The sequence below is a fragment of the Vibrio sp. GJ43-1 genome, from assembly GCF_055808835.1.
Genome location: NZ_CM147884.1, coordinates 1,513,002 through 1,526,746 on the forward strand (window position 1 = coordinate 1,513,002; position 13,745 = coordinate 1,526,746).

Below are 13,745 nucleotides of genomic sequence, written 5' to 3' on the forward strand. Positions count from 1 at the left end.
TCAAGTCATCCACAATCGAAACCAGTGTTTGAAATTCAGGTTGATGCGCTTAAACATGCCATCAGTAAGTAAAGTGTCAGCGATTGCCTCTAGGAGTATGCCCAATGTCTTATGCTGAAACAAACTGCCTATGTGGGGCAGTTAAAATCATCGCGGAAGAGGTTAACCCCAAGTTTACCGTCTGCCATTGTCAATCATGTCGCACGTGGGGCGGCGCGCCATTTTTTGCCGTGAAGTGCGGAAAAAGGTCAAGATAGAAGGTCGTGAGAACGTCAAAATGTTCGAGTCTTCATCGTGGGCGTCCCGTGGTTTTTGTTCTCAATGCGGTACGCATTTATTCTATAAGTTCAAAGCAACAGGGGAATACAACATGCCAGTAGGCTTGTTTTCTAGCTTAGAAGGGCTAGAAATGGATATGCAGTATTTTAGCGATGCCCGACCGAGTTATTATTGCTTTTCGAATGAAACAAAAGAGATGACGACCGCCGAGATAATGGCTTACTTCTCCAGTGAAATATAATGAGGTTTAATTAAGGCCTATATTTAAAATCATCGTACAGCTTATAAGTGGCTTTGACGTTTCTTACTGAAGTGGATGCTTACCATGCGGCGCGCCGCATAAAATAAAGGGAGTCGTTATGATTAAACAAGTTGGCGATACAATCATTGAAATTAATCACAGGGCGCGTTGTCATTGTGGTGCCGTTGAACTGGAGTTGCACTTACCCAATGGCATCGACAAGCCAAGACGTTGTGATTGTTCGATCTGTCGTAGGAAAGGGGCGATTGTCGCCTCAGTAAAGCTAGACGGTATTCGTGTACTAAAAGGTCAAGAATTCCTTAAGCTTTACCAATTTAATATCTGGTATCGCGAAGCATTATTTTTGTTCTAATTGTGGCATTTATACTCACCATCAAAGACGCTCAGATCCAACAGAATATGGTTTTAATGTTGGGTGCTTATTGGGCGTGAACCCTTTTGATTTGGGTGAGGTGGTCATTAATGATGGTGTTAACCACCCGGCGGACAGGTCATTGGGTTAACAAAGTTTAAGTGGCTAAAGTCCTAATATTCGTGACTACCAATTTGACTTCGTTATGTTGACGGGCTTTATTTGTATTATGTCGCGCTGTGTGTTTTACGGCGGAGTTTGCGTGATCAGTAGGTTGCGTAGTTAATAGAGCTGTGCAAGTGCGCTCGATGATGAAAGTATTTATGGTTAGGAGGTTACATGAATTGGTTCATTTCTGTTTTAAAACGGCCGATAGAGTTTAGTGGTCGAGCTCGACGTAAAGAGTATTGGTATTTCATGGGGATTAGCGTGCTAATTTCTGTGATTTTGACCATTATTGACAACGCGCTCGGTTGGTACAGCGTATCTGAAGAGATTGGTATTCTAAGCGGCATTTTTACATTATTCATTATATTACCAAGCCTATCAGTCACCGCTCGTCGTTTACATGATACTGGTCGTACTGGCTGGTGGATGTTGCTTTACTTTATTCCAATTATTGGTTTTTTCGTTATGTTGTATTTCTTAGTTTTAGACAGCGAAAACGCCGAAAATGTCTACGGGAGTAACCCTAAGTTGTCGGCGAAGTTATAGTCAGTGACTAGGTTAGAAGCGGCTTGTTGGATGGGGAGCTGTGTAAGTTACTGCGCAGCCACTGTTGAGTTATGACGGGTAGTATAAACGTTATCAGCACAGTAACGAACGGATTTGACGATTATTCCGACGGCAAGTTTTTTTGAGCTCTAAAAGCATGAGGTAGGCGCTTTCACCTGACATTTCATAGGGGTTGAAGTGTTCTGAACCTGAAAATTGCAGCTATAGTAGCGTGGTTAAATGCGATTGTGGTATGTCACCCATAGACCAATCCCCAAATGAGCGACAGTCGATTTCTTTGAAATAAAGTATGCTGACATTACTGTGCCGTTGGTCATTTAAAATATGGTGATAGGTGTCGTTTATGGCGTCTCTCGATCCTTCTAAACACGGCAGAAAATAGGTTTGATTGTGGCTCAGTAGTCCGGTGATAGGAGATTTTTTGTTGTGCTCACGGGATTGTGAAAGGATGTCTCCTATAGCATTTGAATCACAATTCTTTGATAGTGTACTGACATAAATATAATCGATGTGGCCTAAATTGCGAACTTACGCAACGTTGACTGTTGAGCAGAGAGGGGAGCGAGACGATGGAAGTGATAAACAAATTTAATGATTATCCAAGTGATATTCGACGGTCACTCCTTGATTTAAGAGCGCTCATTTTTCAGTGTGCGAAAGCGTTAGATTTAGGTGACGTGGAAGAAACGCTGAAATGGGGCGAGCCTAGTTACCGTGTTCAATCGGGTAGCCCAATTAGAATGGATTGGAAGTTAAAGACGCCGAATCACTACTACCTGTATTTCAACTGCAACACGCAATTAGTCGACACATTTCGTGAGTTATATAGTGACGTACTTGAGTTTCAAGGCAATAGAGCCATCGTGTTATCGATGACTCAACCGTTTCCTGAAAGCGAAATTACCCACTGTATCGCCTTGGCGATGACCTATCAAAGAATAAAACACATGCCTTTACTTGGAGCAAGTTGAGCACCAATAGTTAGCAGTTAGCAGTTAGCAGTGAGTACTAGACGTTGTGTTATTCCCAGCGAATCAGAAGCGTCATCTACACGGTTTGTGGTACAGGCAGTTCTGATGTATATCCAGATTCAATTATTTCAAGAACCCTAAATTTTGTACCGAGAAATTCGCTAAGTTTGGAAAGATATAGCCCATCGCATCATCCGTTCTTACTCCCATCCATTTCGCAATTGTCGCACCAATTTGCTCAACAGAAGTCGTCGGGATCATTCGTCCTTTATTGAAGTCATTTTCGCCATCAAGGATTAACGATGGCCACTGCCCGTATAACTGTCCACTATTTAACGCGCCGCCCATCACTAGGTGATTGCTTGCCCAGCCATGGTCAGTTCCGGCGCCATTGCTCGCTAAGCGTCGCCCAAAATCAGACATGGTCATTGTGGTCACTTTGTCGCCCAGTCCTGATGCTTCCATAGATTGATTGAACGCGGCAAGCGACTGGCTCAAAGCGCTCAGCAATTGCGTATGAGTATCCAATTGGTTGGCGTGTGTGTCAAAGCCACCTAAGCCGACAAAATAGATTTGCTTCTGATGCCCAAGTTGATCGCTCGACTTAATCAATCGCGCGACGGTATGGAGCTGATGACTTAACGATATATCAGGAAAATGCGCTTCTTCCGGAACCGATTCAATCGCCGTTGCGAGTTGGTCTCGTATTGAAATTGAATCATCCTTCACGCGATCAAACTCTCGTCCAAACGCTGTTAGCGGGGATAAACTCATCACCTGATCAAAGCTCTTACGGCGCAAACTATTACTAACGGCATTCACTTTAGGCAGTGATGATGCCTTAATAAGGTTAGCACTGTGATCGCTGCCATTTAGTAGCTGCGCATATCCGTTAAGACTAAACGTCGGGCTAATGGTGTCTGTATCGCTACTGAGCACATCCATCAAGCGTCCTGCCCAGCCTAACGGTGTGGTACTGCCAGACCAGCCACGCTGCCATTCTGTTTGTTGTGAGTTGTGAGAAAATAGAAACGGCGGCATCGCATGCGTTCCATCTTGCAAACCCGCTTTCGTTGAAGGCTCTATCAGCACACCGCTATTCGCAATGGCGATCATTTTGCCACTGTCGAAAAGGTTTTGAATGCCTGTCATTGATGGGTGTAAACCTAATGTCAGGTCTGACCCCGTATTCAACGACAACGGCAATAATGACGCCTGCGGGAGGGCTATATCTGGACGAGCAGCAGCGTACTCATCATAGTGGGCATTATCGTTGGGCACTAACATGTTAAAGCCATCATTCCCGCCAAACAAAAACACACAAACTAAGGCTTTATAATCATTGTTTGGTAGGGCATGTGCAGAGCAGTACCCATCATCGAGACAAGTGGTGTCGAGGCCATCGCCGCTAAAAGTTGACGACGTGAAATCATTGGGCAAGCTCCTCTATATGAAACTCTTGGCTGGTCACTACAATATAAAGTGCGTTGCGAACCTTTAAACTCTGCTGCGTATCGCGAAGGTCGTCTAACCCTTCTAATACGATGGCTCGTAGCGGCTCACTCATTCTTTGAGAAAGCAGCCGTCTTTCAATTTCATCGATCAATGCCAAGTGATCATTGGCTATCGCTTCTAAAGGCGCGGTATTAATGACGATACGCTTAGGGTTCTCTTCGCCCTCATAATTGGTTCGGCCAGTTGCGGACCAAAGCTGATTATTGGTGAGTATAAAGTTGTTCCAACTGAGTATCTCAAATTCTGGTGCAACGTCATTGGCGTCTGAAATCTCGCCAATTGGAGCGTAATCTGGAGAGAAAAATTGAACACGCTCGGCGATCCAAGCGGCGACTGTCCATATGACCCAAACGTGCTAATAGAGTCATGGAAGCGCCCTGAAGGATCGGCGGATTTAGCCTCTAAGGCGCGGAAAAAATTGGTCATCGCTATTAATGGCTCTTTCATCTTAACAGGCGAACGATCACCGCCGCTCAGTGCCTCGCTATCAGTGAGAACCCCGCGGATCACCGCTTTAAGATCCCCTCTCACTCCCTGACCATTATCGGCAAATAGTGCACTAACCCTTGCAACATAAGCGGGCGAAGGATTCGACGTGACCAACCTTTGGATAAGATGCTTACTGATCAACGGAGCGGTGTTCGAGTGATTCAGCAACATATCCATGGCTTGTGCCATATCCTGTTCGGCGGTTTGCCCTTGTGCAAATACCTCGCCCATCACTACTTTTTCTTCATCGTCATGACGCTCAGGATACGCCACCATAGGTAAGAACCAATTTCCGTCTTTGGATCCCCAATTCGGTTGGTTTTTCTCGGCGATGTGCCAACCGAGCAAACACGCGTGCAAGGTTTTCAATGTCGTCTTGCGAGTAGGTTGGGATCCGCTGCCCTAGGCTATCAAGTTTTTCGGTGCCATCTGGGTTGAGTTCATAAAGCCCAATACTAAACAACTGCATGACTTCACGTGCATAGTTTTCATCAGGGTAGCGATTACTCTCTGGCGCCGCCTTTTGGTTCGCCATCATTGACAAGTAATCACCCATCGCGGCATGACGCGTGACTGATTCGATCAAATCACGATAATTGCCAAAAGCATGAGTGATAAGCATGTCATAGTAGTCAGTCATCTCTAGGGCTCGGCCATTTAAGCTAGCGCCATATCGTGAAATTACGAATATTTCACTTAATGCAAATGCGACTCGCTGTCTGAGTTGATCTGGGGCATTCAGGCTAAGATCCCACCACACGGCCGCACGATCCGATTGGTTGTAACTGTCGCCAGCGCCTTCTAGGGGGTATTCGTTAAGACGTATTAAGTGCAAGCTTGGCGCCATAGAAAACTGCTGATTGAGCCAAGTGACATAGCCTAACGTTGCGAGTTCTTGATAGGAGTCCGGTTTAGGACCAAATGTTGACCGATAGAGAAGATCATAACGCTGATTTTTTGTCAGGGGGATCGGCTCGGGGGGGACATTGCCCGAACCACTATCGCCTTCTCCGCCACATGCCGAAAGCAGTGAAAGGCCAAGGAAGCATGCAGTCAATTTGAAGGCACAGCGCTTTAAAACAGAAGACAACTCAGAAACCTTATTCTGTAGATGATGTCGCCGCACACTAACGAAGATCGTGATTTGCAGCAATCTAACCCAGTATAAACTGTGCGACGGGTTCAAATTTGCCAAAGCGGTAGCAAAGTTACCCAAGCCATATCGTTATATAAACTATACGTATACCCGCCTAGCCCAACAATTAGTCATTCGTTTGAAGCAAGGAGTCTACTCACAGTGTGTACAGAATTTCTTGGTGATCACAAAGTCACACCGTGATTGTTTAACTCGCTTCAGCAAAGCATCATATGACTTACTTTTCGCAATACCAGTCATGTGTTTATAAAAGCAGGGGAATATCAATCGCGATAGCTTGTTTTTTGCCACTATAGGACAGAGTTTGCCTAACTAGTTGCCGCGAAAGTCTAGTTCGTGTGGAGACTCAATTCACATTGAAGAAGCATTGACTGCTATCGGGCATTGATAGGACGACGGTACTACAGACTGTGCTTAGCTCAGCAAATTAAGAGTTAACTTTTGCTGTTGACATAGTGGTTAAATGATACTCCGAAGCGTTTTTTAAACGCTCTTCGAAAGTTGGATACATCAGTATACCCGCAGCGAAAAGCGATGCCTTCGCTGCTCAATTTAGGAGTGGTATTGTATAGCTTTATGGCATGATTGAGTCGAGAGTCTAATAGCAGATCTCTGAAAGAGGTCTGCTCGGAATACAGCCGCCTTTGCAAAGTTCGCGAGCTCATGCCGATGAGTCGTGAGAAAGAGTGTATAGACATATTTTCCACTAGCAGGTAGTTCTCGAGAACCAGTGAGATTGATTTACTTAGAGACCAATCGCTCCCGTCCTTAGTTGGTTCGATCTCTTCAGAGAGTGGGATAGAGAACCCAGAAAAAGAATGCTCAGCAATAACTTGAATGTTCAATCTTGATTGGATGAGCGATGGCGTAATTTTACCCGTGACCCATATAAAATCAGGCTCCCAGTCAGCGCCTAAATAGAGTTTGCAAAAAGAGATAAGTTGTAGGTTTCTATAGATATCAAAATCTGCTTTACCAATACTCTTGTTGGAGTAACCGCTGTCGTGGCAAAGATACCACTTGTGATCTTCTCCATAGCTTAACCAAGTCTTAGCTTGAGACGTTATGTAAGGGATTTTGGGCAGCAACACGTTTAAAGCTTGGCCAAGAGTGCTTGGTCTGTTTTGTTCGTTCAGCTCATCGGTAATTAGCGAAATATCAAAGGCTTTACTCGCTTCAATAAGAATATCTAGACGTTTCTCATGTGGGAGTTCTTGTAAGACCGCAACCAAATCATCTATCAGTACCCAAGAATCATCATCGCAGGAAGTATCTTTGCTCACTTGAGAGTAATTCAACTTTTCTGAAACGTTTACATTGAAGTCGTAAAGTGCTTGATAAACATGATAAAAAATCGCGTTTCGAGCAATTTTTATATTTTCCATATTCGCATATCTCTACCATTTTCTGAACTTAGCTTCTATCAAAATACTCGACGTAATCATTATGAGAGAGAGTTTCGTATTCAGTATTGATTATAAGACACTTTGGCGTAAAGTGACATTTTAATATCTAGGTCTTACCTTATAATAATTAACATTGAGAACGGGTTTTTATTATCTGTGATTAATTTACTAGATCTAAAGATGTTTTAAATTTTTCTTATGATCGCGTATTTGAATGGTTTAGTTGCGTAGCTTATTCCAGCCTCGGTTGTGAAATATTAAGCTATAAAATAGAGAATGATATTATGAAAAATTCAACAAAAACTAACATGGCTAAGTTCTGCTTTAGCTTATCTTTACTGGCGGCATCTATAGGGGTAGAAGCCGCGTCGACAGTAATAACAAATGCAAATGTATTTGATGGTGAGAATGAAAATCTTCAAAAAGGCGTTAGTGTATTAGTGGAGGAAAATAAAATTACATCAATTGGTAAAACGGTATCTATTCCTGAAGATGCAACCGTTATTGATGCTAAGGGTAAAACATTAATACCAGGCTTAATTGATGCCCATTGGCATACGATGTTTGCCAATGCCTCTATGAGTGAGCTTATGAACTCGGATTTTGGATACTTGACTCTTATTGCTTCTCATGGTGCAAATAAAACTTTAATGAGAGGGTTTACTACGATTAGGGATGCAGGAGGAAACCCTTTTGCTATCAAACAAGCGAGTGACAAAGGTTTGATCAATGGCCCGAGAATCTATCCTTCAGGTGGTCCAATTAGTCAGACCGCAGGACATTTTGATTATCGTGGACGTTATGATGTGCCAGCCAATAGCACTGACCCGTTAAACTATTTAGAGCGCAACAGCCTTGCTATTGTTGCTGATGGTGTGCCTGAAGTGACTAAGAGAGTACGAGAGCAGTTGAGACTTGGTGCCACCCAAATAAAACTGGCAGCTGGTGGCGGGGTGTCCTCAAGCTATGACCCGATTGATGTTGCTGAGTACACTTATGAAGAATTCAAGGCTGCGGTTGACGTAGCAGAAAGCTGGAATACTTATGTCATGGTGCATGTGTTTACTAACAAAGGAGCACAAACTGCATTAAGAGCTGGTGTTAAGAGTATCGAACATGGCAACCTTCTCTCAGAAGAGACCTTTGAGATGATGGCAGAAAAAGGGGCGTGGTTGAGTATGCAGCCAATCTTCGATGATGAAGATGCAATCCCTTTTCCTCCAGGTTCTTTTCAAGAAGCGAAGTTTAAATTGGTGACCAAAGGCACAGCCCGAGGAATCGAGCTTGCTAAAAAATACGGGGTGCCGATTGCATTTGGTACCGACATGTTATTCGACCCATCACTCGCCAACAAACAAGGAAAGTTCTTAACTAAGCTAACACCTTGGTTTGAACCATGGGAAATCTTGAAAATGGCAACGCATGACAATGCTCAGCTTCTCAAACTAAGTGGTCCTCGCGATCCCTATCCTGGAGAGTTAGGCGTAATAAAAGAAGGTGCACTAGCCGACCTTGTTTTAGTTGATGGTAACCCTTTGGAAGATATTAAATTGGTCGCTAATGCGGATAAGAACTTTGTATTAATTATGAAAGATGGAGAAATATTTAAAAATTCGCTTTCAAACAATTAACGATATTTAACTATTGTGGCATTTATCTGAGTTGTTTGTTGATTTTTCTTTATTAGAATAATGATAAGCAAATAGCTTGGACAAATGAGTGATTATAATGCCTTATTATTTGGTGAGCGTTTCTTCAGTTTGCGGAAATTCACCGGAAGGATAGAGTTCGACAAAGGAGTGTAGACATTAATAAGAATAGTGAACGATATGAAACATTTAAAAACACTGTTGAGTCTAATATTTTTGATGTTAACCATCTTATCCCCAAAAATCGTGCTTGCGAACATTGAAACAGATGTACAAAGGCTGCATTGGATAGACTTGATACCAGAGCAAGAAAGAAATATCCCAACCCAAAACGTAATGACTAATCACACGGGTGGAGCGGCGCTACAATCTGAAGTACATACTGTGCGCCAAGAGCTCAATGGAACTGAGGTTAAGATAGCTCAGCTTCGTCATACCGCTTGAGGGGGATGATGAACGGGTCACGGATTTTTTGTTGGTACCTTATTTTGGCGCCTGCATCCATATTCCACCACCGCCACCAAATCAAATCATCCGAGTGAGATTTAAAGAGGGTGTGGCAATATCTGAAATCTGGGATGTGGTTTACGTAGTCGGCATGCTTAGGACAGAAAGCAGCAGTTCGGAGCTAGCAGCTACCGCGTATGTCATTGATGGCAGTCTGATTGAAGTGTACGAATAATCCTTTTGGTGAAGGGCAAAGGGGCAGATAGTTTGGATAGTGTTTTCTGTCCTAGCTTGATTAAACTTTTGCCGTCACCTTGATCGTAACCGTTCACCAATAGCGCATTGAAAAAAATGTGACCATTCGAACCGGAAACTATTTTGCCTATTGAGTGATCATTACTACCGTTCATGCTGACTGAATAGCACCTTCTGAAACGGTGTCGTTCTGCTGTTTACGATACAAAAAGTTATCCGTGAGTTGCTAGTTTAGTCAATACACTGACAAAGTTTTGTCCAAAAATGAGTGTAAGCGTGCGGGAGTGACTTGTGATCACCAAGCGATTCTGTCGCATCGTAATTACCAAGTGACTGTGCGAACGCGGTGAGTAGACTTGAATCAAGCCACTCGCCGGAAGGGTTACGAGTAACGCACATTTAGGTCTGCCTAGTTGATTAATCTTTGTACGACCCCATGTCATATCTAAGCTCGTTTCTATTATGCAAGGATAGCGATATATGGATTATGTATTCACGGTTGCGTTATTTGCGGTGTCAGCATCGGTTACGCCTGGACCGAATAATATTATGGTGATGACGTCGGGGGTAAATTTTGGCGTTAAGAAGAGTTTACCGCTGCTTTTTGGCATTTGCGTTGGCTTTACCATGATGCTGCTACTGGTGGGCGTCGGATTTTCACAACTCTTTGAGCTATTCCCTAATCTACATTTTATTATTAAGTGTGTTGGGGTGCTTTACTTACTATATCTCGCTTATCTGATTGCAAGCTCCTCTTCCTCCATTCATTCGGACCATCAAAATCAGCCTTTATCCTTTATGAAAGGTGCAATATTTCAATGGTTCAACGCTAAAGCATGGGTGGTTGCCACTGGGGCAATTGCTGCGTTTACCACCGCTGGTACGAGTTTCCTTGCTCAGAACATGATGATAGCCACAACGTTTTTTGTGGTTTCCTTTCCATGTGTCGGTCTATGGTTGGCGTTTGGGTCACTGCTGAAAAATATTCTCAATAGCCCAACGCGCCGCAAGTGGTTTAATTTCGCCATGTCGGGGTTACTGGTGCTATCGGTTTATCCTGTGCTGGTGGAGATCACACAGGAGATCACCTAGCGACGTGGACACGTAAACCCTACTCTTAATGCTGTTATATAGCCCTATTTTTGGTTGGTTTTTGTCATAGTAATGCTTGGTTATACTTCGCGTCACATTAACAAGCCGATCACGGCACGACGCTCTGGATTTACGTTCCAGCTCGCAGAAGGAAGAACCATGTCTCAATATGTTGTATGTGCGTTATATAAGTTTGTCACTCTTAAAGACTACCAAGATATTCGCCAGCCTCTCACTGAAATCCTTACTAATAATGCTATTCGCGGTACGCTATTGCTTGCGAGCGAAGGCATTAATGGCACCGTTGCAGGCAAACGAGAATCAATCAACGCGTTGCTCCATTGGTTTCAACAAGATTCTCGATTAAAGGATGTCGTGTATAAAGAGTCGTTTAGTGACACGCAGCCGTTTAACCGCACGAAAGTGAAACTGAAGAAAGAAATCGTGACGATGGGCGTGGAAGGGATTGATCCGCTCAATGTCGTGGGTACCTATGTAAAACCGAAAGATTGGAATGAACTGATTTCTGATCCAGACGTTTTGCTGGTGGATACTCGCAATGACTATGAAGTGGATATTGGTACTTTCAAAAATGCCGTTAACCCAAATACGGAAACGTTTAGGGAGTTCCCTCAATACGTTGCTGATAACCTAGACCCCACAAAACACAAGAAAGTGGCGATGTTCTGCACGGGAGGGATCCGTTGCGAAAAATCCACCGCGTATATGAAAGAGCAAGGCTTTGAAGAAGTCTATCATCTCGAAGGCGGTATTCTTAAGTATTTAGAAGATGTGCCTGAACAAGACAGTATGTGGGAAGGCGACTGCTACGTGTTCGACGGACGTGTTGCCGTGAATCACCAACTAGAAAAAAGTGGTTATGATGTCTGTAACGCCTGTCGCTTACCGATTACCATCGAAGATGAAGCGTCGGAGCACTTTGAAAAAGGGGTGAGCTGCCCCAAGTGTGTCGATAAACACAGCGACGAGCAAAAAGCGCGTTTCCGTGAGCGAGAGAAGCAGGTTCAACTTTCCAATGCGCGGGGCGAAACTCACGTTGGTGGGGAAGCGGCACAACTCATCGAGCAGCGTAAAAAACAAAAGCGCGCGATGAAAGCTCAGCAACGCTCGGGAAAGTAAGCCAAATAAAGCCATTGATCGTTGTTAATGGCTAAATTGAGCTCCTATTAACGAGTCAATTGAGCGTGTGTCATACTCAACAAAAAGGGAGCGAGACGGTGGTCTTGCTCCCTTTTTGTTATACGATGCCCGTCACTTTACTATCAATGAGGCATGCATTCAGTCGGTTAGCTCAAGGCTAAGAAGGCTCTTGAGGGGATGAGTCTTCTGTGACCTCTGGTTTACTTTCTTCTGCTACTTCGTAATTTAGCCAAAATAGGAAGAGCTCATACCAAATGGCGAGCACGATCGCCCCCAAGAACAAACCAATAATCCCCGCAAATAACATACCGCCAATGGCACCAATCAAAATCACCAAGCATTGGCACGTCGACACCACGGCCCATCAACATAGGTTTTAGGAAGTTATCCGATAATCCACCCGCCAAGGCCCAGATAGTAAAGAGCGTCGTACTGGTGCCATCGCCAGTCGAATAGACATAAAAGATCACAGGGGCGACGATAAGAAGAGCAGGTAGCTGAGCAATACACAAAATAAGGATGGTAAGCGTGAGGAAACCTGCTGCTGGCACTTTAAAGACAAACATCGCAGCACCAATGATCACGGCCTGAATAAACGCCACACCCACAACCCCGAGTAATACACTGCGAATGGTCGCCGCCATTAGGTTGGCCCATTGCTCGGCTTTTTTCCCAACGGCTCTGACTGCAACGGTTTCTAGTGCCCCGGAGATTTTTTCAGCGTGTGCCATGAAGCCACCAGCAATCGCGAGGGAAATAATAAACATCACCAAGCTTGTCAGTGCCCCGCCTAATATTGAGGCAATCGCACCTAAAAACCCTTTAATCTCAGGTAAGAATTGTTGAATGCCTTTCTCTAAATTGGTCGAAAACAGATTCCATATACTGTAGAGCTTGTCGCCAATGACGGGGATTTCGGCGATTTTAGCCGTTGGCCCCGGTATTTTGATTTCACCACTTTGAAGCACTTCCGTGGTGTGGGCGACCCCTTCATACAAGGAGCCAGAGACGAGCGCGAAAGGAACCACGAGTATCCCAATCCCAATGAGAGCGACGGTCGTTGCGGCTAATCCACGTTTTCCGCCGTACGTTTTTTCGAGCCGTTTCGTTAACGGTAATAATGCGACAGCTATGATAGCACCCCATAAAACGGGTATGATAAATGGCTTGATAATACCGTAAGTAAAGTTGATTAATAGAATCAGTAGCCCGATTCTGATCGCGGACTCGACCATATTGTTAATGAAGAGTTTGCTTTGACGTTGCTCGATTTGTTTATCCATTTTTATCTTCCCTGTGCTCGATGTTAGCACTCACTAAACTTGATACCACAATAGCCATATAAAATACGCCCGTGATTGCTTCTAAATAGACGACAACTTGCGCGAATGGGGTGACGGGACTGATGTCGCCATACCCCAACGTTGTTAATGTGACAAAACTAAAATACGCTGCGTTTGAAAAATTATCTCCCCACGTTAGCGATTCCATTCCAGTAAACGCGCTAGGCGAAAACTCAAGGATCAATAAATAAACGATAGCCCACATTAGCCCAAGTAACAGAAATAAAGCGATAGACCCTATCACTTTATTGGCATTCACATTGCCATGAAACAGAACTTGCTTCGCTGTTGACTGAAAAGTAGCGAAGAAAAAAGCGAAGGTCAGCGCCAGCATTACCACATCCATTTGCTGAATATTGAGCACGCTTTTCAAGATGAAAACAGCAACCCAAACTGCCGTAAGGGACGCGAGAAAGTGAAACCATTTTCGGTCAAACCGAAGGCTCGCAAGACAGACAATAAAGGTCCAAATAATGAAGCCTTGTAATATATGGTCGATGACGCCTTCACCAACCACCTCTGCCAAGGAGCCACTAATTAACAGCGCAATCAAAGACAGAGTAAGATAGAAAAAATTATTGCTGTCGTTAATCTTCTTTATCCGTCGCCCGAGTTTTCTTTGCATGGCTTATT

11 protein-coding genes and 5 pseudogenes are annotated in these 13,745 nt (G+C 44.0%); 8 read left to right on the top strand and 8 right to left on the bottom strand.

The annotated features are described in order from the left end of the window. The first annotated feature begins 104 nt into the window (after positions 1-104). The 3 genes and pseudogenes from AC0L66_RS07345 (at position 105) to AC0L66_RS07355 (ending at position 1,607) form a co-directional block, all read left to right on the top strand. A pseudogene (locus AC0L66_RS07345) lies at positions 105-520 on the top strand (GFA family protein). A 118-nt stretch (positions 521-638) separates the two neighbouring features. After that, positions 639-1,044: pseudogene (locus AC0L66_RS07350) on the top strand (GFA family protein). Positions 1,045-1,232: 188 nt separating this feature from the next. Then, positions 1,233-1,607 carry a DUF805 domain-containing protein gene (locus AC0L66_RS07355; protein ID WP_265673540.1) on the top strand — a complete coding sequence of 125 codons (375 nt, stop codon included), beginning with the start codon at positions 1,233-1,235 and terminating at the stop codon, positions 1,605-1,607. 121 nt (positions 1,608-1,728) lie between these two features. On the opposite strand, the pseudogene AC0L66_RS07360 reads toward AC0L66_RS07355, so the two are convergent. Then, a pseudogene (locus AC0L66_RS07360) lies at positions 1,729-2,138 on the bottom strand (BLUF domain-containing protein). Between the two features lie 59 nt (positions 2,139-2,197). Here AC0L66_RS07360 and AC0L66_RS07365 point away from each other — a divergent pair. Beyond that, the gene (locus AC0L66_RS07365) at positions 2,198-2,599 is read left to right on the top strand and encodes a DUF1801 domain-containing protein (RefSeq protein ID WP_265673541.1); all 402 of its coding nucleotides are present in this window, start codon (positions 2,198-2,200) and stop codon (positions 2,597-2,599) included. Between the two features lie 123 nt (positions 2,600-2,722). On the opposite strand, the gene AC0L66_RS07370 is transcribed toward AC0L66_RS07365, so the two are convergent. From AC0L66_RS07370 to AC0L66_RS07390, 5 genes are all read right to left on the bottom strand, one after another. Beyond that, positions 2,723-4,039 carry a DUF1501 domain-containing protein gene (locus AC0L66_RS07370; RefSeq protein WP_473568920.1) on the bottom strand — a complete coding sequence of 439 codons (1,317 nt, stop codon included), beginning with the start codon at positions 4,037-4,039 and terminating at the stop codon, positions 2,723-2,725. Then, entirely contained in the window at positions 4,029-4,211 is a 183-nt protein-coding gene (locus tag AC0L66_RS07375) for a hypothetical protein (protein ID WP_473568922.1), read from the bottom strand. Before AC0L66_RS07375 ends, AC0L66_RS07370 begins: the two co-directional genes overlap by 11 nt. Positions 4,212-4,231: 20 nt before the next feature. Further along, positions 4,232-4,972 (bottom strand): DUF1800 family protein, encoded by a 741-nt coding sequence (locus AC0L66_RS07380; RefSeq protein WP_473568924.1) that lies wholly within the window; start codon positions 4,970-4,972, stop codon positions 4,232-4,234. After that, positions 4,863-5,693: a DUF1800 family protein gene (locus AC0L66_RS07385; protein ID WP_473568926.1), complete on the bottom strand. Its 831-nt coding sequence runs from the start codon at positions 5,691-5,693 to the stop codon at positions 4,863-4,865. Before AC0L66_RS07385 ends, AC0L66_RS07380 begins: the two co-directional genes overlap by 110 nt. Before the next feature lie 500 nt (positions 5,694-6,193). Then, positions 6,194-7,144 carry an AraC family transcriptional regulator gene (locus tag AC0L66_RS07390; protein WP_473568928.1) on the bottom strand — a complete coding sequence of 317 codons (951 nt, stop codon included), beginning with the start codon at positions 7,142-7,144 and terminating at the stop codon, positions 6,194-6,196. A gap of 305 nt (positions 7,145-7,449) precedes the next feature. On the opposite strand from AC0L66_RS07390, the gene AC0L66_RS07395 reads away from it, so the two are divergent. The 4 genes and pseudogenes from AC0L66_RS07395 (at position 7,450) to trhO (ending at position 11,748) form a co-directional block, all read left to right on the top strand. Then, positions 7,450-8,796: a metal-dependent hydrolase family protein gene (locus AC0L66_RS07395; protein ID WP_473568930.1), complete on the top strand. Its 1,347-nt coding sequence runs from the start codon at positions 7,450-7,452 to the stop codon at positions 8,794-8,796. 198 nt (positions 8,797-8,994) lie between these two features. After that, positions 8,995-9,496, top strand: a pseudogene (locus AC0L66_RS07400) (DUF3299 domain-containing protein). A 500-nt stretch (positions 9,497-9,996) separates the two neighbouring features. Next, positions 9,997-10,608: a LysE family translocator gene (locus AC0L66_RS07405; protein ID WP_265673546.1), complete on the top strand. Its 612-nt coding sequence runs from the start codon at positions 9,997-9,999 to the stop codon at positions 10,606-10,608. A 159-nt stretch (positions 10,609-10,767) separates the two neighbouring features. After that, positions 10,768-11,748: an oxygen-dependent tRNA uridine(34) hydroxylase TrhO gene (gene trhO, locus AC0L66_RS07410; RefSeq protein ID WP_473568932.1), complete on the top strand. Its 981-nt coding sequence runs from the start codon at positions 10,768-10,770 to the stop codon at positions 11,746-11,748. Positions 11,749-11,926: 178 nt separating this feature from the next. On the opposite strand, the pseudogene AC0L66_RS07415 reads toward trhO, so the two are convergent. Both AC0L66_RS07415 and AC0L66_RS07420 read right to left on the bottom strand, forming a co-directional pair. After that, positions 11,927-13,052, bottom strand: a pseudogene (locus AC0L66_RS07415) (AI-2E family transporter). Next, positions 13,045-13,737 carry a potassium channel family protein gene (locus AC0L66_RS07420; RefSeq protein ID WP_265673549.1) on the bottom strand — a complete coding sequence of 231 codons (693 nt, stop codon included), beginning with the start codon at positions 13,735-13,737 and terminating at the stop codon, positions 13,045-13,047. The pseudogene AC0L66_RS07415 and the gene AC0L66_RS07420 overlap by 8 nt, the downstream one beginning before the upstream one ends. Positions 13,738-13,745: the final 8 nt, after the last annotated feature.

What these genes read in the sequence shown, in the direction of transcription:
- AC0L66_RS07355 (WP_265673540.1), top strand. Translation starts at nt 1,233, where the DNA reads ATGAATTGGTTCATTTCTGTTTTAAAACGGCCGATAGAGTTTAGTGGT.
- AC0L66_RS07365 (WP_265673541.1), top strand. Translation starts at nt 2,198, where the DNA reads ATGGAAGTGATAAACAAATTTAATGATTATCCAAGTGATATTCGACGG.
- AC0L66_RS07390 (WP_473568928.1), bottom strand. Translation starts at nt 7,144, where the DNA reads ATGGAAAATATAAAAATTGCTCGAAACGCGATTTTTTATCATGTTTAT.
- AC0L66_RS07395 (WP_473568930.1), top strand. Translation starts at nt 7,450, where the DNA reads ATGAAAAATTCAACAAAAACTAACATGGCTAAGTTCTGCTTTAGCTTA.
- AC0L66_RS07405 (WP_265673546.1), top strand. Translation starts at nt 9,997, where the DNA reads ATGGATTATGTATTCACGGTTGCGTTATTTGCGGTGTCAGCATCGGTT.
- trhO (WP_473568932.1), top strand. Translation starts at nt 10,768, where the DNA reads ATGTCTCAATATGTTGTATGTGCGTTATATAAGTTTGTCACTCTTAAA.
- AC0L66_RS07420 (WP_265673549.1), bottom strand. Translation starts at nt 13,737, where the DNA reads ATGCAAAGAAAACTCGGGCGACGGATAAAGAAGATTAACGACAGCAAT.